Annotated in this window: 20 protein-coding genes; 8 read left to right on the forward strand and 12 right to left on the reverse strand. The window is 66.4% G+C overall.

Annotated features, from left to right (window positions below; all coding sequences use genetic code 11):
- The first annotated feature begins 102 nt into the window (after positions 1–102).
- Positions 103–1,311, forward strand: coding sequence for an ABC transporter permease (locus tag C8J25_RS02020; RefSeq protein ID WP_107952041.1), 1,209 nt, complete (start codon positions 103–105; stop codon positions 1,309–1,311).
- Here C8J25_RS02020 and C8J25_RS02025 read toward each other — a convergent pair.
- The 6 genes from C8J25_RS02025 to C8J25_RS02050 form a co-directional block, all read right to left on the reverse strand.
- On the reverse strand, positions 1,286–1,903 hold the full coding sequence (locus C8J25_RS02025; RefSeq protein WP_107952042.1) for a nucleotidyltransferase family protein: 618 nt from the start codon (positions 1,901–1,903) through the stop codon (positions 1,286–1,288). The genes C8J25_RS02020 and C8J25_RS02025 overlap by 26 nt on opposite strands.
- Entirely contained in the window at positions 1,890–2,813 is a 924-nt protein-coding gene (locus C8J25_RS02030; RefSeq protein ID WP_107952043.1) for an XdhC family protein, read from the reverse strand. Before C8J25_RS02030 ends, C8J25_RS02025 begins: the two co-directional genes overlap by 14 nt.
- A gap of 145 nt (positions 2,814–2,958) precedes the next feature.
- Positions 2,959–5,163 (reverse strand): xanthine dehydrogenase family protein molybdopterin-binding subunit, encoded by a 2,205-nt coding sequence (locus tag C8J25_RS02035; protein ID WP_107952044.1) that lies wholly within the window; start codon positions 5,161–5,163, stop codon positions 2,959–2,961.
- 208 nt (positions 5,164–5,371) lie between these two features.
- Positions 5,372–7,603 (reverse strand): xanthine dehydrogenase family protein molybdopterin-binding subunit, encoded by a 2,232-nt coding sequence (locus C8J25_RS02040; protein WP_107952045.1) that lies wholly within the window; start codon positions 7,601–7,603, stop codon positions 5,372–5,374.
- Positions 7,604–7,605: 2 nt separating this feature from the next.
- Positions 7,606–8,586 carry an FAD binding domain-containing protein gene (locus tag C8J25_RS02045; protein ID WP_107952046.1) on the reverse strand — a complete coding sequence of 327 codons (981 nt, stop codon included), beginning with the start codon at positions 8,584–8,586 and terminating at the stop codon, positions 7,606–7,608.
- Positions 8,583–9,146 carry a 2Fe-2S iron-sulfur cluster-binding protein gene (locus C8J25_RS02050; protein ID WP_082441359.1) on the reverse strand — a complete coding sequence of 188 codons (564 nt, stop codon included), beginning with the start codon at positions 9,144–9,146 and terminating at the stop codon, positions 8,583–8,585. The genes C8J25_RS02045 and C8J25_RS02050 overlap by 4 nt, the downstream gene beginning before the upstream one ends.
- Before the next feature lie 141 nt (positions 9,147–9,287).
- Here C8J25_RS02050 and C8J25_RS02055 point away from each other — a divergent pair, with 141 nt between their 5' ends.
- Both C8J25_RS02055 and C8J25_RS02060 read left to right on the forward strand, forming a co-directional pair.
- Positions 9,288–10,292, forward strand: coding sequence for a glycerophosphodiester phosphodiesterase (locus C8J25_RS02055; protein WP_107952607.1), 1,005 nt, complete (start codon positions 9,288–9,290; stop codon positions 10,290–10,292).
- On the forward strand, positions 10,293–10,571 hold the full coding sequence (locus C8J25_RS02060; RefSeq protein ID WP_107952047.1) for a hypothetical protein: 279 nt from the start codon (positions 10,293–10,295) through the stop codon (positions 10,569–10,571). It abuts the gene before it with no gap.
- Positions 10,572–10,808: 237 nt separating this feature from the next.
- Here C8J25_RS02060 and C8J25_RS02065 read toward each other — a convergent pair whose 3' ends face one another.
- Positions 10,809–11,474, reverse strand: a complete 666-nt coding sequence (locus tag C8J25_RS02065) for a TIGR02117 family protein (RefSeq protein WP_107952048.1) — start codon at positions 11,472–11,474, stop codon at positions 10,809–10,811.
- Positions 11,475–11,496: 22 nt separating this feature from the next.
- Between C8J25_RS02065 and phhA the strand changes: the two genes are divergently transcribed.
- Positions 11,497–12,375 (forward strand): phenylalanine 4-monooxygenase, encoded by an 879-nt coding sequence (phhA, locus tag C8J25_RS02070; RefSeq protein ID WP_107952049.1) that lies wholly within the window; start codon positions 11,497–11,499, stop codon positions 12,373–12,375.
- Between the two features lie 241 nt (positions 12,376–12,616).
- On the opposite strand, the gene C8J25_RS02075 is transcribed toward phhA, so the two are convergent.
- The 4 genes from C8J25_RS02075 to C8J25_RS02090 all read right to left on the reverse strand — a co-directional run bounded on the left by C8J25_RS02075 (position 12,617) and on the right by C8J25_RS02090 (position 17,210).
- Positions 12,617–13,552, reverse strand: coding sequence for a 50S ribosomal protein L11 methyltransferase (locus tag C8J25_RS02075; RefSeq protein ID WP_107952050.1), 936 nt, complete (start codon positions 13,550–13,552; stop codon positions 12,617–12,619).
- Positions 13,542–14,231, reverse strand: a complete 690-nt coding sequence (locus tag C8J25_RS02080) for an SDR family NAD(P)-dependent oxidoreductase (protein WP_107952051.1) — start codon at positions 14,229–14,231, stop codon at positions 13,542–13,544. The genes C8J25_RS02075 and C8J25_RS02080 overlap by 11 nt, the downstream gene beginning before the upstream one ends.
- A 209-nt stretch (positions 14,232–14,440) precedes the next feature.
- Positions 14,441–15,757, reverse strand: a complete 1,317-nt coding sequence (locus tag C8J25_RS02085) for a methyl-accepting chemotaxis protein (protein ID WP_244186664.1) — start codon at positions 15,755–15,757, stop codon at positions 14,441–14,443.
- A gap of 109 nt (positions 15,758–15,866) precedes the next feature.
- Positions 15,867–17,210, reverse strand: a complete 1,344-nt coding sequence (locus C8J25_RS02090; RefSeq protein ID WP_107952610.1) for a methyl-accepting chemotaxis protein — start codon at positions 17,208–17,210, stop codon at positions 15,867–15,869.
- A gap of 267 nt (positions 17,211–17,477) precedes the next feature.
- Here C8J25_RS02090 and sdhC point away from each other — a divergent pair, with 267 nt between their 5' ends.
- Genes sdhC through C8J25_RS02110 form a run of 4 tightly spaced genes read left to right on the forward strand, consistent with a single transcriptional unit; the run spans position 17,478 to position 20,363 of the window.
- Positions 17,478–17,888, forward strand: coding sequence for a succinate dehydrogenase, cytochrome b556 subunit (gene sdhC, locus C8J25_RS21005; protein ID WP_263816927.1), 411 nt, complete (start codon positions 17,478–17,480; stop codon positions 17,886–17,888).
- Positions 17,888–18,274 carry a succinate dehydrogenase, hydrophobic membrane anchor protein gene (gene sdhD, locus C8J25_RS02100; RefSeq protein WP_056484571.1) on the forward strand — a complete coding sequence of 129 codons (387 nt, stop codon included), beginning with the start codon at positions 17,888–17,890 and terminating at the stop codon, positions 18,272–18,274. Before sdhC ends, sdhD begins: the two co-directional genes overlap by 1 nt.
- Positions 18,274–20,091 (forward strand): succinate dehydrogenase flavoprotein subunit, encoded by a 1,818-nt coding sequence (gene sdhA / locus C8J25_RS02105; protein ID WP_107952054.1) that lies wholly within the window; start codon positions 18,274–18,276, stop codon positions 20,089–20,091. Before sdhD ends, sdhA begins: the two co-directional genes overlap by 1 nt.
- Positions 20,091–20,363 carry a hypothetical protein gene (locus tag C8J25_RS02110; RefSeq protein ID WP_107952055.1) on the forward strand — a complete coding sequence of 91 codons (273 nt, stop codon included), beginning with the start codon at positions 20,091–20,093 and terminating at the stop codon, positions 20,361–20,363. Before sdhA ends, C8J25_RS02110 begins: the two co-directional genes overlap by 1 nt.
- Before the next feature lie 100 nt (positions 20,364–20,463).
- Here the strand turns inward: C8J25_RS02110 and C8J25_RS02115 are convergent, their stop codons facing one another.
- On the reverse strand, positions 20,464–20,781 hold the full coding sequence (locus tag C8J25_RS02115; RefSeq protein WP_107952056.1) for a type II toxin-antitoxin system PemK/MazF family toxin: 318 nt from the start codon (positions 20,779–20,781) through the stop codon (positions 20,464–20,466).
- Between the last annotated feature and the right edge of the window lie 4 nt (positions 20,782–20,785).

The raw sequence follows: 20,785 nt of genomic DNA on the forward strand, positions 1-20,785 counted from the left end.
CGTACTGGCGTCCGCTCTGTTTGGTCAGCCCCTCCCCCGACCCCTCCCGCAAGCGGAAGGGGAGCAGCAAGACTGCGCTCTCGATCCCGGAGCGACGCGATAATGTTCGGCACAACCCTTGTCCTCGCGCTCCGCTCGATCCGCCGCCACCTCCTGCGGTCGTTCCTCACCATCCTCGGCATCGTCATCGGCGTCGGCGCGGTAGTGACGATGGTCACGCTCGGCAAGGCGACCACCGCCGCCGTCCAGCAGTCGATCTCCGCGCTCGGCACCAACATCCTCCAGGTCCGCCCCGGCCAGGGCTTCGGGCGCGGCGGCGGCGGCCCGCGTCCGCCCGACTTCAAGCCCGAGGACGTCGCCGCGATCGCCAACCAGATCGCCGGCGTCACCGCGGTCGCGCCGCAAGCCAGCGCCACCGCCACCGCGATCTACGAAGGCGCCAACTGGTCGACCACGATCAACGGCACCACCGACGCCATCTTCCAGGTCCAGCCTTGGCCGCTCGCCTCGGGCCGCCGCTGGACGCCGGTCGAGGAAAGCGCCGGTGCCGCGGTCTGCATCATCGGCAATACCGTCTCGAAAAACCTGTTCCCCGGCGGCGATCCGGTCGGCCACCGTTTCCGTATCGGGTCGATCAGCTGCGACGTGATCGGCGTGCTGACCACGCGCGGCCAGGCCGGGTTCGGCGGCGATCAGGACGACACGGTTGTCATGCCGATCAAGGCGGTCCAACGGCGCTTCACCGGCAACCGCGATATCCGCCTGATGCTGGTCGGCGTCGACGAGCGCTTCTCAACCAGCACCGTTCAGGCCGGGATCACCGACCTGCTCCGCGAACGCCGTACCATCACCGGCGACAAGCCCGACGACTTCAACATCTTCGACACCAAGCAGATCTCGGACACGCTCACCGGCACCACGACCCTCCTCACCGGGATCGTCGCCGCGGTCGCCGGGATCAGCCTGGTGGTCGGCGGGATCGGTATCATGAACATCATGCTGGTGTCGGTGACCGAGCGCACGCGCGAGATCGGCATCCGTCTCGCCATCGGCGCAGTCGCGCGCGAGGTGCTGTTGCAGTTCCTCGTCGAGGCGATCGCGCTTTCGTGCTTGGGCGGCGTCATCGGGCTGATCGTCGCGCAGGCCGCGATCGCGATCATCGCGCCGCTGATCAAGGTTCAGTGGCTGTTCGTACCCGAGATCAACATCTTCGCGTTTGCGATCTCCGCGGTGATCGGCGTCGTCTTCGGCTATTTCCCGGCCCGGCGCGCGGCGGCGATGAACCCTATCGACGCGTTAAGGCACGAGTGATCGCCGCCTTGGGATCGTGGACCAGCGCCTGCAGCCGGTCGAGATCCTCGGGCGTATCGATATCGATCAGCTCGGCGGGCGCGGTCACGACGTGCCGCCCCGCCTTCACCAGGTCGCGCGCACCCGCATCGCCGTCCAGCGTCAGCAGGAAATCGAACCGATCGCGCCCGAACAGGGCGGGGGGGCTCGGCTTCTCGCCATCGCTCGACGCGACAACGGCGTCCGCGCTGTCGGCGGCATCGAGCATTCGGTAGATATGCGCCGCGGTCACGCGCGGCATGTCGGCGAGCGCGATCAGCACCGCCTCCGCACCCTCGTCCTTGGCGCACTGCACGCCGAGCTTCACAGACTGCGACATCCCCGACGACGGATCGTCGTTATGCACGACCTCGAAATGATGGCTGATGAAGTCGAGCTTGCAACCGTCGGTGACGACCAGCCGGCGCTTGAACGGAATGTTCTCGAACGCGGTGACGACGTGCATCCCAAGCGGCTTGTTGAGGAACGGCACCTCGAGCTTGTTGGGGATGCCGAACCGCTCCGAGCGGCCTGCGGCGAGGAGGATGAGGAAGACGTTTTCAGCGGCGATCATTGAACGCTCCTATCATCGCCGCCGCGACCGACAGCGCGATTTCCGATGGTCCGATCGCGCCGATGTCGAGCCCGACCGGCGCATCGATCCGGTCGATGTTCTCCGCGGTAACGCCCTCCGAGGCAAGCCGCTCGCGCCGCGCCGCGTGGCTCTTGCGGCTGCCGAGCGCACCGACATACGCGGCATCGGACGCGAGCGCCGCGATCAGCGCGGGATCGTCGATCTTGATGTCGTGGCTCAGCGTCACGACCGCGGTCGAGGGACCGGGGCGGAGCGCGGCGATCGCCTCGTCCGGCCAGCGATCGTCGAGCGTGACGCCGGGAAACCGCTCCTCGGTCAGGAAGCGCGCGCGCGGATCGATCACGATAGTCTCGATTCCGAGTTCGCGCGCGAGCCCCGCCAACGCCTGCGCGATCTGCACCGCGCCGACGATCAGCAGCCGGCGCGGCGGATCGTAGCGGTTGACGAACACCTCGCCCGTCTCCAGCGGCCGAGCGTCGCTGTGCCCGGTCGCGAGATCGGTCGTCACCGTCAGCGCATCGCCGTGGTCGCGCGCATCGGCGATCCGGTCGAACAGTTCGGGATCGAACCCTTCGGCCGACACCGGCTGCACCATCACCGCGATCTCGCCGCCGCACGGCAGCCCGACTTCCCACGCCGCCGCATCCGCCACGCCGTAGTTGCGCACCTGGAACGGCGCCCCCGCGATCACCTCGGCGGCGGTGGCGAGGATGTCGCTCTCTACGCACCCGCCGGAGACGGAACCCTCGAACCGCCCATCGGCATGGACGAGCATATGGCTCCCCTTGGGCCGCGGCGCGGAGCCCCAGGTCGAGACGACCGTGGCGATCGCCATCTTCTCGCCCTTCCAGGTCTTCGCAGCAGCGAGTACGCTATCGTTTTCGGCCATGTCTCGTTCTCTTTCTAATCCTCCCCGTACGCGGGGAGGGGGACCAGCGCAGCTGGCGGAGGGGGCCAGCCGCAGACGTTGCGCTCGGGGTCGCCCCCCTCCACCACGCCAACGGGCGCGGTCCCCCTCCCCATGCTGGGGAGGATCAGACGGCGGGCAACCCTTCGAGCAGCTTGTCGAGCGTCACCGGAAAGTCCCGAACCCGCACCCCCGTCGCGTTGTAGATGGCATTCGCCACCGCAGCCCCCGCGCCGGAGATCCCCAACTCCCCAACGCCCTTCGCCCCTACCGGGTTCGCGGAGTCGTCGATCTCCTCGATGAAATGCACTTCCAGCTGCGGAATGTCGGCATTCACCGCGACATGATATTCGCCGAAATCGGGGTTCACGAATGCCCCCGTCCGCGTGTCGACGATGCCCTCTTCGCTCAGCGCATAGGCGATCCCCCACGCCATCCCGCCGGTGATCTGGCTCGTCGCGGTCTTGCGATTGAGCACGCGCCCGACATCGAACACGCCCAGCATCCGCCGCACGCGCGTCTCGCCCGTCACCGCGTTGACCGCGACCTCGACGAAGTGCGCGCCGTGGCTCGCCTGGCTGGTGCGCTTGCTCTCGACACCCGGCCCGGTCTTGCCCATCGCCACAATCGGTTCGCCGCGCACCAGATCGGCTAGTTTCACCGATCGTCCGCCAGCGCTCACGCACCCGTCGTGCAGGCTCAAATCCTCGGGCGCGGCGTTCATCCGCAGCGCTAGTTCGCCGAGGATATCCTCGCACGCCAGCACCACCGCCGAACACGCGCTGCCAGCGCCGAACGACCCGCCCGACCCCGCGCTCGGCGGAAAGTCGGTATCGCCCAGTCGCACGTTCACCTCCGCCACGGGCAGCCCAAGCATCTCGCCCGCAGTCTGCGCGAGGATGGTGTACGTCCCCGTGCCGATATCGGTCATGTCGCACTCGACCGTCGCGCGGCCATCCGCCTCCAGCCGCACGCGCGCCTGCGCCTCGACGGTGAAGTTGCCGCGCAAGCTCGCCGCCATGCCGATCCCGACCAGCCACTTGCCGTCGCGCACGGACCCCGGCGCCGGCACGTTCGCCGGCCAGCCAAACCGCTCCGCCCCTTGCGTGTAGCAATCGAGCATCCGCCGCGTGGAGAAGGGCTTGCCGCTCACCGGATCGGTCTCGGGCTCGTTGCGCCGCCGAAGTTCGATCGGATCGATCCCAAGCTGCTCGGCGAGTTCGTCCATCGCGCACTCGACTCCGAACGTCCCCACCGCCTCGCCCGGCGCGCGCACCGCACCGCTCGCGGGCAGGTCGACGCGCACCAGGTCGGTCTTGAACCGCCGCGCGTCGCCCCGGTACAGCGGCAAGGTCCCAAACGGCACCGGTTCGAGAAACTCGCCATCGTCGTTCTGTGCGACGACGCTCTCATGCCCCATGCCCAGGATCACGCCGTTTGCGTCGGCCGCGATCCGGATCCGCTGCGTCGTATGCGAGCGGTGATGCACCATATACGCGGTCTGGCGGCGGGGCAGGGCGACCTTCACCGGCCGCCCGACGACCTCCGCCGCGATCGCCGCGAGGATCGCCTCGGGCCCGACGCCTGTCTTGCCCCCGAACCCACCGCCGACATACGGCGCGAGGACACGCACCTTGTCCGCATCGATCTTCAGCGCCTTGGCGATCGTCTTGCGCGCGCCGCCGATCACCTGGTTGCTGGTGCGCACGGTGAGCTTGCCGCCCTCCCACCACGCCGTCGTCGCATGCGGCTCCAGCGCGGCCGGGAAATGCACGGGCGTCGTGTAGGTCCGATCGAACGTCACCGCCGCGTCCGCCATCACCGCGTCGAGATCACCGTTGTCGATCGGCGGCAGGAAGCCGATCTTCGGCGCGGTGTCGACCGGCTGCGCCTCGACGTCGAACCGATCCTCGCCCCCCTCGGTACGAACCACGACCAGCGCCGCGGCATCGCGCGCGATCGCCTGGTCCTCCGCGACGACGATCGCGACCGGCTGGCCGAGGTGCAGGATGACGTCGGTATCGAACAGCGGCATCGCGCGCGAGTTGGCCTCGCCAGCCGGCATGCGCGGGTCGTTATGAATGATGGCGATGACGCCAGGCAACGCCTCGGCGGCACTGATATCGATGCCAAGGATGCGTCCGCTGCCGACCGGCGTGCCGACGATCGCGGCATACGCGATGCCGTCGGGCGTGCCCTCATACGCATAGTCCGCGACCCCGGAAACCTTAGCCGGTCCCTCGATCCGGTCGAGCCCGAGCCCGAGAACGCCCTGCTTGGCGCGATCGAGACCACCCGGCCGAAACGCCGCATCCATCACGTGTTCGTTCATTCTGCGGTCCTCGGGTGGAGGGAGGGATATGGGTAACGCAGGGGCGTTTGACGAGACGAACCGCCCTTCCGCGCCTGAAAGAAAACGCCCGCAACATTTCCCGTTTCCCCGCGAAGGCGGGGATCCAGGGTTACGGGCGTTATCCTGCGTGGCTCCTGGGCCCCCGCTTTCGCGGGGGAACTAGAAGGAGACGGCTCAGCTTCCGCCCTCAAACAGCCGGCAACTGATCCAGCAGCTTGTCGAGCGTGATCGGGAACTCGCGCACCCGGATCCCCGTCGCATTATACACCGCGTTCGCCACCGCAGCACCCGCACCCGAAATCCCCAGCTCGCCGATCCCCTTCGCGTGGATCGGGTTCGCATGGATGTCGCGCTCGTCGACGAAGTGGACGTCCATCTGCGGAATGTCCGCATTCGCCGGCACGTGATATTCCGCCAGATCGTGGTTCACCAGCTTGCCGGTGCGTGTATCGTGGATCAGGTCCTCGGTCAGCGCCGCGCCGATCCCGAAGGTCATCCCGCCCAGGCACTGCGACCGCGCGGTCTTCGCGTTGAGCACACGCCCCGCCGCGAACGACCCGAGCATCCGCCGCACCCGCGTCTCGCCAGTGATCACGTTGACCGCGACCTCCGCGAAATGCGCGCCGAACCCGGCCTGCGAGGTCTCCTTCTCCTGCTTGCCCGGCTTGATGTGCCCGGTAGCTTCGAAACCCTTGCCGACCAGCTCGCCGATTGGTGTCGAGCGATTGTCGCCGATCGCGTTGCCGTCCTTGAGCGTCAGGCCGTCCTCGTCGACGCCCGCCGCCTTGGCCAGCTTCCCACGCAGCATCTCGCACGCCAGATACACGGCAGTACCCGAAGACGCCGCACCCCACGAACCGCCCGAACCAGCGGCCGGAGGATCGTTGGTATCCCCCAGCGACATCGTGATGTTCTCGACCGGAATGCCCAGGATCTCCGACGCGATCTGCGCCAGGATCGTGTAGCTGCCCGTGCCGATATCGGTCATCGCCGACGACACCGTCGCCGAGCCGTCCGGATGGATTTCGACCTTGGCGGACGATTCCATCATCATGTTGCCGCGCACCGCCGAGGCGACGCCCATGCCGATCAGCCACTCGCCCTCGCGGCGCGTGCCGGCCTTCTGGCGCTTGTCCCAGCCGAACTTCTTCGCACCCTCGTCGAGCGCACGCGTCAGGTTGCGCGACGAATAGGGCACGTCCTTCTCGGGGTCGATCTTCGGATCGTTGCGCTTGCGCAGCTCGATCGGATCCATCTCGAGCTTCTCGGCCAGCTCGTCCATCGCGCCCTCGAGTGCGAGCATCCCGACCGCCTCGCCCGGCGCACGCATCGAGCCCGACAGCACGAAGTTCACATCGACCACCTCATGCGTGATCAGCCGGTTCTCACCGCCGTACAGCAGGTGCGTGCCGATACCCGCAGGCTCGAAATAATCCTCGGTCGGCTGGTTCGAGGTCAGCGTCTCGTGACCGATCGCCAGCAACTTGCCGTCGGCGTCCGCCGCGAGCCGCACATGCTGCTCGGTATTCGACCGCCGCACGGTCGCCTCGAACACCTGCGGCCGCGACATCACCGCCTTGACCGGACGGCCAAGCTGCTTCGCCGCGATCGCCGCCGCGACACTCTCGGGCGCGATGCCAAGCTTCGACCCGAACCCGCCGCCGATATAGCGCGCGATGATCCGCACCTTCTTCTCGGACAGCCCCAGCGACTTCGCCAGCTGCTGCGCATCCGAGGTCGGCATCTGGTAGGCGCCGTACAGCGACAGCGAGCCGTCCTCTTCCCACACCGCGGTCGAGGCATGCGGCTCCATCGCCGCCGAATTCTGGCTCGGCGTGACATAGGTCGAATCGATCGTCACCGCCGCCTCGGCCATCGCCTTGTCGACGTCGCCCTGCTTGAAATGCGCCGGCGTCGCGTCGTCCGGCGGCGTCCGCGTCTCGTCGCGGTGCGCGGCGAAGTCGTACTGCCCTTCGGCCTCGTCATACTCGATCGGGAGCCGCGCCGCCGCATCGCGCGCGACCTCGAAGCTCTCGGCGAGCACGATCGCGACGATCTGGCCGAAGAACGCGATGTCCTTCACGCCCTGCGTCGGTGCATCGGTCGCGCCACCTTGTGCCGAGACGCGGATGAACTGGTCGAAATCGGTGACGACGTCGATCACGCCGGGGATGCTCTTCACCGCGTCGACGTCGATCGAGACGACCTTGCCCGCCGAGATCTTCGTGCCGACCAGTACACCGTACGCCATGTTCGCGAACTGGTATTCCGCGGCATAGGTCGCCGTGCCCGTGACCTTCAGCGGACCGTCGATCCGGTCGAGCGGCTTGCCGATGACGCCCTGGACGCCCGTATCCAGAAGACTGTCCGGATGCGGCTTGTCCATCGTCAGGCTATTCGTAGTGCCAAGACCAAACATGCTTATGCTCCCGTGACGTTGCGCAGCGTCGCGATCAGCGTGCGACGGGCGAGGGGGATCTTGAAGTCGTTCGAGCCATAGCCCTTGGCATCGGCCAGCAGCGCGGTCGCCGCAGCCTCGAACACGGCATCGGACGGCGCCTTGCCGACCAGAGCCGCCTCGACCGCCGGGTTGCGCCACGGCATCGGCCCGAGCCCGCCGAACGCGAGCGAGGCCGACGCGATCACGCCGTCCTGCACGTCGACGATCGCCGCCACCGAGACGAGCGCGAACGCATACGATGCACGATCGCGCACCTTGCGGTACTCCTGCTTGCCCTTGACCGGCGCCGGCAGCTCGATGTGCGTGATCAGTTCACCCGCTTCGAGTGCGTTCTCGATCTGCGGCGTATCACCCGGCAGGCGGTAGAAGTCGTGGATCGAGATCCGCCGACGATCGCCGTCCGCCTTCAGCGTCACGATCGTCGCGTCGAGCGCGCGCATCGCCACCGCCATGTCGCTCGGGTGCGTCGCGATGCAGTGCTCGCTCGTCCCCAGCACGGCGAGGATGCGGTTGAAGCCGCCGATTGCCGAACAGCCGCTGCCCGGCTCGCGCTTGTTGCAGGCAGCCGCGGTGTCGTAGAAATAATAGCACCGCGTCCGCTGGAGCAGATTGCCCCCGGTCGACGCCTTGTTGCGCAACTGCCCCGACGCGCCGGCGAGCAACGCGCGGCTCAGCACCTCGTACTTGGCGACGACGCGGCGATCAGCGGCGAGATCGCTGTTCGGCACCAGCGCACCGATCGTCAGCCCGCCATCCTCGCGCTCCTCGATCTTCGCGAGATCGAGCCGCGAGATGTCGACCAGCTTGTCCGGCGTCTCGACCTGCAACTTCATCAGGTCGAGCAGGTTGGTGCCGCCCGCGATGAACTTGGCGCCGCTCGTATCGATGTCCTTGACCGCAGCCTCGGGCGTCGCGGGCTTCTCGTAGGTGAAGGTCTTCATGCCACCAGCTCCCCACGCGCATTGGCTTCCATCGCGGCGTCCTTCTCGTCCGCGGTCCGGCCTGCTGGCTCGGCACCACCGACTTCGCGGATCGCATCGACGATGTTCGGGTACGCGGCGCAGCGGCACAGATTGCCGCTCATCCGCTCGGAAATCTCGGCATCGTCGAACTTTGGATCGGTCAGGTCGCCCGACGCATGGCTGGCCCAGCCCTTCTTGACCTCGTCGAGCATGCCGACCGCCGAACAGATCTGCCCCGGCGTGCAATAGCCGCACTGATACCCGTCATGCCGCACGAACGCGTCCTGCAATGCATGCAGGTTGCCGGGCTGGCCGATGCCCTCGATCGTCGTGATCTCGTCGTCCTGGTGCATCACCGCGAGCGTCAGGCAAGAATTGACGCGGCGCCCGTTGATCAGCACCGTGCACGCGCCGCACTGGCCATGATCGCAACCCTTCTTCGAGCCCGTCAGCCCGAGATGCTCGCGGCACAGGTCGAGCACCGACGTGCGAATATCGGGCTCGGCGTCATATGATTGACCATTGATCGTGAAATGCATGGCGGTGCCCCTGGTTGAATGTGCCGGGAATGTACGGATTTCGAGGACTCAACGCCGATGCGACCGATCGTTTCCTATTGCGACAAGCTCTCACGTGTTGGTACGCTGGCGTTCATAGCGCTGAGCGGGCAAGCTGTTGCGATGACGCCAGCTTCTCCCCGATTGTCGCCCCCGATCGTCATCGCGCACCGTGGCGCGAGCGGTCTGCGGCCCGAGCACACGCTGGCGGCGTACTCGCTCGCGATCGACCAGGGCGCGGACTTCATCGAGCCCGATCTGGTGCCGACCAAGGACGACGTCCTCGTCGCGCGGCACGAGAACAACATCGCGGAGACGACCAACGTCGCCGACCATCCCGAATTCGCCGCGCGGAAAACCACCAAGACGATCGACGGCCAGACGATGACCGGCTGGTTCGTCGAGGACTTCACGCTCGCCGAACTGAAGACGCTGCGCGCGAAGGAACGCCTGCCCAAGCTCCGCCCGGCGAACACCGCCTTTGACGGCCAATTCGCAATCCCGACGCTCGCCGAGATCATCGCGCTCGCCAAGCGCCGCACGACCGAGACGGGCCGGACGATCGGCATTTACCCCGAGACCAAGCATCCGACCTATTTCGCCAAGATCGGCCATCCAACCGACGCGAAACTGGTCGCCGAACTGCGCGAGGCCGGTTGGGATTCGGCGAAAGCGCCGGTGTTCATCCAGTCGTTCGAGGTCGCCAACCTCCGGCGCCTCCACAAGATGACGAAAGTCCGCCTGATCCAGCTCATGGACGGCGAGGGCGGTCCCGCCGATGGCGCACAGCCGAGCTACAAGGCGATGATCACGCCCGAAGGCCTGAAAGCGGTCGCGGCCTACGCCTACGGCATCGGCCCGAACAAGAGCATGCTCTGGACCGACGCGACCCCCACCACGCTGGTCGCCGACGCGCACGCCGCGGGGCTACGCGTCCACCCCTGGACCTACCGCGCCGAAAACTATTTCGAACCGACCCGCTTCCGCCGCGGCACCGACCCCGCCGCCCACGGCGACATCGCCGCAGAGATCGACGCAGGCCTTGCACAAGGTATCGACGGTTTCTTCACCGACTTTCCGCTATATGGGGCAGAAGCGCGCGACCGGGCGCGTGCAGGAGTAAAGTAAATGCGTAAGGTTCTTCCCGTACTCGCGGTGCTGCCGTTCATCGTAAGTGGCTGCATCAGCACCGCAACCTCGATCGTGAAGGCACCATTCCAGGTCGCCGGCAAGGCGGTCGACTGGACCACGACCAGCCAGGAAGAATCGGACCGCAACTACGGCAAGAAGATGCGCAAGCAGGAAGCCAAAGAAGGCAAACAGCGCAAGGAACTCGCCAAGCGCTGCAAGCGCGACCCACAGCGCTCGGAATGCGGCCAATACCAAGGCTACCGCGCCGGGAATTGAGCTTCCTTCTACCACCCCGGCGAAGGCCGGGGCCCAGTTGGGAAACAGAAGTAACGTAGCGCTGCGCTCAGTCAGCAACGTCCCCCAACTGGACCCCGGCCTCCGCCGGGGTGGTGCCCCACGCCAATGTTCCCTGACTCCCTTGTTCTCCCGCGAAGGCGGGAGCCCAGTCTGGACTCCCGCCTTCGCGGGAGAACAAGGAAGCGCGAGAACAAGCTGTGGGGTTCACGACACCCCCTAAAACCACCCCATCACAGTAACCGGAAACGGCGTCCACCGCCCAACTCGAACCCCCGCAAACCGCAGAGCATTCCCCGTCCACGCATTACAAGTCCGCACCGCGCTATACCGACCGTTAGCCTCATAAAACGCATCATACCCCGCATACCCCCGGTACCGCGCACCCCCATCGCGAAAGCTAGCCCGGATATACGCCGCCAACCGCCGATACTGCGCGGGCGTCACCACGATCTCCCGAGCCCCATCGCCCGCACGCGGCCTCGGCAGATGATCGACATGCATCAACGTCCGCGTAGTGCCGAACGCCGCGCCGACCACGGTTCGCAGCTTCACGTCCGCCCAGGTCGGCGTCTCCAGGTAGAACGTCTTCTCCCCCCACCCGAACGCCACATGATCGAACGCGCCATAGCGCGGGTCGCGAAGATCCTCCGCCCGAGCCACCCCGCGCCAGTCCACCCCAGCGGCAACCTTCGGCACGATGATCCCGGTATGCACGCCGTTGCTCTCGACGAAGATATGCACGCCCCCGGCCGGCGCCCGCCAGCCGCGATTGCTGGGGATCGACCCGCCGACCAGCCCCGCCACCGCATAGCTCGCGACCACCCCGAACACCGCCGCGATCGCCCGTAAAATCCATGTAACCCAACGCGTTTCCGTCTTCATTCCGTCATGCTAGACCAGCCGCATGGCCAATGACACACATGTGCTGAGCACCCCACCCGAAGGCGCTCCCGACTGGACGATCCCGCAGAACTGGGCGGACTACACCGCTGAGGATCACGCGACCTGGGACACGCTGTTCGCGCGCCAGTCGAAGCTGCTGCCCGGCCGCGCTTCGAACGCCTGGCTGCGCGGGCTCGACGTGCTGAAGCTGTCGAAACCCGGCATCCCCGATTTCGAGGAACTGTCCGAGCGCCTGACGAAGCTCACCGGCTGGTCGGTCGTCGCGGTCCCCGGCCTCGTTCCCGACGACGTGTTCTTCGACCACATGGCGAACCGGCGGTTCGTCGCGGGCAACTTCATCCGCCGCCCCGACCAGCTCGACTATCTCCAGGAACCCGACGTCTTCCACGACGTGTTCGGCCACGTGCCGATGCTCGCCGACCCCGTCTTCGCCGACTACCTCGCCGCCTACGGCCGCGGTGGCCAGCGTGCGCTCGGGCTCGACGCGCTGAAATATTTGGGACGGCTCTACTGGTACACGGTCGAGTTCGGCCTGATCGCGGAACCCGAAGGCCTCCGCATTTACGGCTCGGGCATCGTCTCCAGCTACGCAGAAACGCGGTTTGCCTTGGACGACCCAAGCCCCAACCGCATCGCGCTGGACTTGGCCCGCGTGATGCGCACCGAGTACCGGATCGACGATTTCCAGCAGAACTACTTCGTCATCCCGAGCTTCGAGGAGTTGCTCAGGCTGACGGTAGAGACGGACTTCGCGCCGCTGTACGAGGAACTGAAGGCGCTCCCGGATATCCCGGTCGCGCGGATCGAGCCGGGCGATGTGGTGCTGACCGAAGGCACGCAGGACTACGCGAAGTCGAAGGCATCCGCTGAGACCGCATAAGGATCCTCTAGAAGCCACCACCCCGGCGAAGGCCGGGGCCCAGTTGGGATAGCGGTGCGGTTCTATCGCAAGGGTTCGCCCAACTGGGCCCCGGCCTCCGCCGGGGTGGCGGCAGAGATGGGGGAGTGCAACCCTCCCCAAAGGATGTTCCCCCGCGAAGGCGGGGGCCCAGACTGGACCCCCGCCTTCGCGGGGGAACACTCTTCTGGGGGGAGGGCAGTTACTCAAATATCCGCAACGCTCAAATATCCAGCGCCCACCCATCACGTCCCTTAGGATCGAACGGCCCCTCCGCCACGAACCTAACCGCCCCAGCCTTCAGCCGAAGCACACTCCAATCCCCCCGCCGGTCGACCGCCTCGAGCGAACACCCGCAAGCCTCATAAGCCGCCACGACCCCAGCCCGCTGCGTCTCCAACAACCCGGCCAGCACGATCGTCGCCCCGACATCCGAAATAGACGCAATCTCCGGCGCCATAGACACCAGCGGCCCCGCCAGAATATTCGCGATCACCAGATCATACGGCGCGCGAACCACGATCGCATCGTCCAGCGTACCGTCCGCAACCACCAGATCGATCCCCTCGACCCCATTAAGTGCCGCATTCTCAGCCGTCACATCGATCGAGACAGGATCGATATCCGTCCCCATCACCCTGGCCTCAGGCCAAAGATGCGCCGCCGCAAACGCCAGCAACCCCGTCCCCGTCCCGATATCGATCACGTTCGCAAACCTTGCATCCGCCAACCCGTCGAGCATCGCCAGACACCCGCTGGTCGTCTCGTGATGCCCCGTCCCGAACGCCCGGCTAGCCTCGATCAGGAACGCCCGCTTGTCCGCCGGCACCGCGCCCGCATGCGCGCCGGTATGCACGAAGAACCGCCCGACCGACAAAGGCTCGAGCCCAGCCTGGCTCATCGTCACCCAGTCCGCATCGCCCAACCGCTCGACCGCGATCTCGGCCCCCGCTGCACTCGGCACCAGCGCCCGCACCGCCGCGACCGTATCCGCCGCCGGCTCATGCTCGAAATACGCATCGAGCCGCCAAGACTCGACATCATCCTCGATCTCCTCGGTCGTCATCAACACGCCGTCGATCGTGAGCTCACCACTCGCATCGATCGCCTCCGCCTCCGCCCGCGTGCAGGGGAGGGTGAGCTTCCAACTATCGGACATAGCTCGCCCCGTTCACGTCGATCACCGAGCCCGTCATCGAAGCCGGCGCCTCCAACGCCAGAAACTTCGCCGCCGCCGCGATTTCTTCCGGCGCCGCGACCCGGCCGAGCGGAATATCCGCCAGCAACGCATCGCCGCCACGGCTCGACAGATAGTCCTCCGCCATCCCGGTCATCGTGAACCCCGGGCACACCGCGAAGGCGAGGATGCCCTCCCGAGCATACCCCCGGGCGATCGTCTTGGTCATCGCCACCATCCCCGCCTTCGACGCGGCATAATGCCAGTGCGCCGGCGAATCCCCGCGATACGCCGCCCGGCTCGCGATATTGACGATCCGACCACCGAACCCGCGCGATTGCCAATGCAGCACCGCCATCCGGCAAAGCTCGGCCGACGCGGTCAGGTTGATCCGCATCGTCCGCTCCCACTGCGCGGTCCAGTCGTCATCGCCGAGCGTTGCCGCCTCGAACACGCCAGCATTGTTGATCAACACGTCGATCGTGCCGCCCGCCTGCTCCAGCGCAGCGTTCCACAACGCAGTCGGCCCCGCAGGATCGCTGAAGTCGGCCGGGATACCGCTAGCGGTCCCATGCCCGATGACGGAAGCGCCAGCGTCGGTCAGCGCCGTATGAATGGCCGCGCCAATGCCCCGGCTCGAGCCTGTAAGAAGAATGGTCATGCGATTACCCTAGCGCCGCAGGCCGTATCCGTCATCAAGCCCTAGCAAAGGATTGGGTTCACGCGGAGGCGCGGAGGCGCGGAGAGGGTGCGTGTCGATCGGGCGAAGTGCCCCCCAACGAAAGTTTTAAAGAACCTCCGGTTCCGCCAGACCCTCCGCGTCTCCGCGCCTCCGCGTGAACCACTCTACCTTATTTCCTTAGACCGCCCTCACGCCACGCTAGCCGAAAACCCGTCCGCCGCACCGCGCAGCACGCCAAGCTGGTCGTCCACCTCGCCGAACGCGTGACCCAGCCGGTCGATCTCGATCGCCACCGCCTCCGTATCAGCCCGGATCGTCGCGATCGTGGACGACATCGCATCCGCGGCCAGCGCGGTCTCGTCGACGGCCGCGGTGATCGCGGTCACCGTGTGCGCCTGTGCCTCCATCGCATGCCGTATGCGGTCGGCGCTGTCCTTCACCTCGCCGACGGTCCCCTTGATCCCCGCATTAGTCGCGACCGTCGCCGCAGTCGCCGCCTGGATCGCGGCGATCTTCGAGGCGATGTCGTCGGTTGCCCGCGCGGTCTGGCTGGCGAGCGACTTCACTTCCTGCGCCACCACCGCAAAGCCGCGTCCGGCATCGCCCGCGCGCGCCGCCTCGATCGTCGCGTTCAGCGCAAGCAGGTTGGTCTGTCCCGCGATGCTGCGGATCAGCCCAAGGATCGACTCGATTGATTTCGCATGCTCGCTGAGCGCCGCAGATGTCTCGACTGCCTCGCCGGTCTGCGCGCTGGCCCGGTCGGCGATCTCGGCTGCAGCCTCGACTTCGATCCGCGCATCCTCGATTGCACGAATCAGGCCGGCAGTGGTCCGGGCCGCCTCGCGCATCGCCAGCGCGGATTGTTCGGCCGACGCCGAGACTTCGCTCGCCCGACCGAGCATGCCGCGTGTCGAAGCCGATGCGCCGGTAGCCTGCACCCGGATCCGGGTGCCGAGCGCCGCCGTATGCTCGATCGATGCGGCGATACTGCCGCGAAAGTCCGATGCGCGCGCCAGGCGCTCGATCCGCGCCGCTTCCGCGTCGCTCGTACCGAGATACGACGCCATGATGTCCGCCTCGACCAGTGCCAGCCGCTGCACCACATCGCCCATGATCCGCATCGCCTGCACGTCCGCGCCGAGACGGTCGGCGAGCAGGGTCAGCGTCACGCTGTGCGCAAAGGCGAGGGCGGACAGCAGCGCGCGCAAGGGAATGCCTGCGCGGCGCGTATACTCCGCATGGCTGATCGCCATCGCCTTCCACGCGTCGTCCGTGGGAGCGCCATATTTCATCAGGACGTAGTCGGTGCTTACCACGATCCGCTGCTCGAGCCGTTCGGGCGGGAATTTGGCCACGACATGACGGGCCGATTTCAACGACAGATAATGCTGCCAGAAGGATACCGCGATCCGGCGGCGGTCGGCAGGTTCGAGGAGTTCGCACAGCTTCACGCACGCAGGCCCGATCGCGTGATCCCAGTCATAATCGCGGATGTGTTCGCGCAAGGGGCGCTGATCGCCACCCCAGTCCCGGACTGGGTGTAGCTCGATAGTTTGCCCGGCCAAACCGGCCGTCGTGTCCCGATGCTCGATCATTGCCCCTCCCAAGGGTCCGTCAGGCGGCGACCCTGGCGACGAAATCGCCCGCGCTGTTCTTCAGGTTGCTCAGCCGCCCGTCGAGCACGTCGAACCCGCGACCCACGCCGTCGATTTCGGTCGCGACCGTCTCGGTATCCTCGCGGATCGCGGCGATCGTGTTGGACATCGAATCCGCCGCGAGTGCGGTCTCGTCCACCGCCGCGGTGATCGCGGTCACCGTCTGCGCCTGCGCCTCCATCGCATAGCGGATCCGGTCGGCACTTTCTTGCACCTCGGCGACGGTCGACTTGATCGACGCATTCGTCTCTACGGTCGAGCGCGTTGCCGACTGGATCGCGGCGATCTTAGCAGCGATGTCGTCGGTCGCCCGCGCGGTCTGGTTGGCGAGGCTCTTCACCTCCTGCGCCACCACCGCGAAGCCGCGCCCGGCATCGCCCGCGCGCGCCGCCTCGATCGTCGCGTTCAGCGCGAGCAGGTTGGTCTGCCCGGCGATGTCGCGGATCAGCCCCAGGATCGACTCGATCGACTTCGCATGATCGCTCAGCGTTTCCGACATGCCGACCGCCTGGCCAGCCTGCGCCGATGCCCGGTTGGCGATCTCCGCCGCGGCCTCCACCTCGGTCCGCGCATCCTCGATCGCGCGGATCAGGCCGGCGGCGGTCTGCGCGGCTTCGCGCATCGCGACCGCGGACTGCTCAGCGGCGGCCGCGACTTCGCTCGCCTTGCCGAGCACCGCACGCGTCGAGGCGGAACTCCGCAACGCCTGTTCGCGCAGCATATGCCCCTCGTCGGTCGCGGTCTCGACCATCGCCGCGATGCCGTCGCGGAACTCCGCCGCCAGCGTATCGCGCGCGACCTGCGCGGTATGCATCTGGTAGCGGTTATAGATCGCGACGGTGATCTCGCCCTCCAGCGCCGACAGCCGCATCAGCGTGTCGATGAACACCGGCAGCTTCGGATCCGACCGATCGACCCGGCGCATCAGCACGTCCAGCGCGGCGCGGTCGCTCGCGCTGATCATCGACAGCAGCGCCATCGGCGATACGTCGGCGACATAGGCCGTCGCGACCGACCGCTCGATCGATTCGATCCAGGCGCGTCCACTCGTGTCCAGAAAGCGATTGCGCAGGAACGTGCAACCGATCTCGATCATCTGGTCGGTTTCGTGCGGCGCCCAGATCCGTTCGTCGGAAAAACACTGCAGCCACTGTTCCCAGAACGCCCTGGATACATGCGTGATCTCGGGCGCCAGCGCGGCCCAGACTTCGCGGCTCGCTCCGGTCAGCGATCCGTCGAAATCGAACACCCGCAGCCGCGCCATCAGGTCGACGGAGGCCGCGATCGAGCCGGGGGCCGGCAGGTCGTTGGTGGTCAAGACGGTGAACTCCGGATCGAATGTACGACGCCATCGCTACACGCCATGTCTTAAGGGCTGGTTAGGGATCGACGTCACGTCACGTGCATGGCCATCGTGTCCCGCACGGCATCACGCGCGTGGTGTCATGGGTTATCGGACCGGCCCCAATGGGTTGCATCGCAGCACGCGGTGGCTAATAGGTCGCTCAATCTATATATTCTGGACCAAGCTGATCTTGGTTCGTCATCTTCTGGTTCGAGGACTCCGCCCTTGGCATCGCGCAACCCGGCACGCCCGCTTTCTCCCCATCTGCAGGTCTATAAATGGGGCCCGCACATGCTGGTCTCGATCCTGCACCGCGTGACCGGCAGCGGGATGGCGACCGTCGGCAGCATCCTGCTCGTCTGGTGGCTCGCTGCGATCGCCTCGGGTGATCAGGCCTACGCGACCTTCGTCGACGTGTTCACCACCGACACCGGCCGGCTCAACATCCTCGGCTATATCATCGCGGTCGGGCTGACGCTGTCGCTGTTCCAGCACATGATGACCGGCATCCGCCACATGGTGCTCGATATCGGCGCCGGCTACGAACTGAAGCGGAACAAGATGGGCGCGATCGCGACGATGGTCGCGTCCGTCGCGCTGACGGTCGTGTTCTGGCTCTACATGGGGATCAAGTAATGGGTTCGGGTACGGCAATCGGTCGCGTCCGCGGCCTGGGCAGCGCCAAGCACGGCGCGCATCACTGGTGGCAGCAGCGCCTGACGGCGGGCTCGAACCTGTTCCTCATGGCGTGGCTGATGATCTCGGTCGCGCGGATGCCCGGCTATGATTACGCCGCGGTCCATCTTTGGCTGCAATCGGCCTGGGTCGCGGTGCCGATGGCGCTGTTGATCCTGTCGGTGTTCTATCACTTCCGTCTCGGTCTTCAGGTCGTGATCGAGGATTACCAGCACGGCGAGAGCCGTGTCGTGACGATGATCCTCCTCAACCTGTTCACCTTCACGCTGGGCGGCATCGCCCTGTTCGCGATCCTGAAGGTCGCCTTCTCCGGAGCCCCCGCGTAATGCCAAATTCTACAACTGGCGCTGCCTACAAGATCATCGATCATACCTATGATGCGGTCGTCGTCGGTGCCGGCGGCTCCGGCCTGCGCGCGACGATGGGCATCGCCGAGAGCGGCCTGAAGACCGCGTGCATCACGAAGGTCTTCCCGACCCGTTCGCACACCGTCGCCGCACAGGGCGGCATCGCCGCCTCGCTCGGCAACAACTCGCCGGATCACTGGACCTGGCACATGTTCGACACCGTCAAGGGTTCCGACTGGCTCGGCGACCAGGACGCGATCGAGTATCTCTGCCGCGAAGCCCCGCAGGCGGTCTACGAGCTCGAACATGCCGGTATGCCGTTCAGCCGTAACGAAAACGGCACGATTTATCAGCGCCCGTTCGGCGGCCACATGCAGAATATGGGCGAGGGCCCTCCGGTCCAGCGCACCGCCGCCGCCGCCGATCGTACCGGGCACGCGATGCTCCACGCGCTGTACCAGCAGAGCCTGAAGTACAACACGGATTTCTTCGTCGAGTATTTCGCGCTCGACCTGATCATGGAGAACGGCGTCTGCCGCGGCGTCATCGCGCTGTGCATGGAGGACGGCTCGATCCACCGCTTCCGCAGCCATCAGACCGTGCTGGCAACCGGCGGTTACGGCCGCGTCTATTTCTCGGCGACCTCGGCGCACACCTGCACCGGCGACGGCAACGCGATGGTGCTCCGCGCCGGCCTGCCGCTCCAGGACATGGAGTTCGTCCAGTTCCACCCGACCGGCATCTACGGCGCAGGCGTGCTCATCACCGAGGGTGCACGCGGTGAGGGCGGGTACCTGACCAACTCCGAAGGCGAGCGCTTCATGGAGCGCTATGCCCCATCGGCGAAGGACCTCGCCTCGCGCGACGTCGTCAGCCGCTCGATGGCGCTCGAAATGCGCGAAGGCCGCGGCGTCGGCAAGAACGGCGACCACATCTTCCTGCATCTCGATCACATCGATCCCAAGGTGCTCGCCGAGCGCCTGCCGGGCATCACCGAGACCGGCAAGGTCTTCGCCGGCGTCGATCTGACGCGCCAGCCGCTGCCGGTCACGCCGACGGTGCACTACAACATGGGCGGCATCCCGACCAACTTCCACGGCGAGGTCGTCAACCTCGTCGACGGTAACCCCGACGCGGTCGTCCCCGGCCTGTTCGCGGTTGGCGAAGCGGCGTGCGTCTCGGTCCACGGTGCGAACCGCCTCGGTTCGAACAGCCTGATCGATCTCGTGGTGTTCGGTCGCGCGACCGGCCTGCGGATCAAGGACACGCTGAAGCCCGGCACGGCACACGCGCCGCTGCCCAAGGGTTCGGAAGACCTCGCGCTGACGCGTCTCGATCACTTCCGCAATGCGTCGGGCGGTTCGCCGACCGCGCAGATCCGTCTCGACATGCAGCAGACGATGCAGAAGCATTGCGCGGTGTTCCGCGACACCGAACTCCTGAACCAGGGCGTCGAGAAGATGGCCGGCATCTACAACCGGATGACCGACGTCGCCGTGAAGGATCGCAGCATGATCTGGAACACCGATCTGGTCGAGACGATGGAGCTCGACAATCTGATCGGCCAGGCGGTCGTGACGATGAACTCGGCGGCGAACCGCACCGAGTCGCGCGGCGCCCACATGCACGAGGATTTCCCCGAGCGCGACGACGCGAACTGGATGAAGCACACCATCACCACCTTCAACGGCTGGGGCGGCAAGGGCGGCGAGACCAAGATCGATTTCCGCCCGGTCCACGACTACACGCTCACCGACGACATCGACTACATCAAGCCCAAGAAGCGGGTATACTAATGACCTGGGCCATCATCGCGATCGGGTTCCTCGTGCCCGTCGCGGTGGGGCTCCTGACGCGCTTCCAACCGATGATCGCCGGCTTCCTATGGCCGGTGGTCGTCGCGCTGCTGACCGCGATCTACGTCTTCGCCATCGAACCTCGCGGTGTCGGCGAAGAACCTCAGAAGATAGCGATCACCTTCTACGCGCTCTTCTCGCTGGTTGGCGGAGTCCCCGGCGGCCTCGTAGGCTGGATCCTCCAGTACAAGCGCACAACCAAGGCTAGTTGACCCACGCCCGTTCTCCTGCGAACGCAGGAGCCCAGGGTTACGGAGCGCCGCATTTGTGATCTTGGGCTCCTGCGTTCGCAGGAGAACGGGCGTGGACACTTCAGACCGCAAACATCTCCCCCAAAACATCTAGCACCGCGCGAAGCGTCCGCGCATCGATCCGCCCCATCCGCTTGATCAACCGCCCCCGATCGATCGTCCGCATCTGGTCCGGCAACACCAGCCCGCTCGTCCCCTTGAACGTCACGGCGACCCGAAACGGCGCCGGATGGCTCCCCGTCGTCAACGGCGCGACGATCGCGGTCCGCAGATGATCGTTCATCTCGTCCGGCGAAACGACCAGGCAAGGCCGCGTCTTCTGGATCTCGCTCCCGACCGTAGGATCGAGCGCAGCGAGCCAGATCTCACCGCGCTTCACGCGC

The organism is Sphingomonas faeni, from assembly GCF_003053745.1.
GTDB classification, from domain to species: domain Bacteria; phylum Pseudomonadota; class Alphaproteobacteria; order Sphingomonadales; family Sphingomonadaceae; genus Sphingomonas; species Sphingomonas faeni.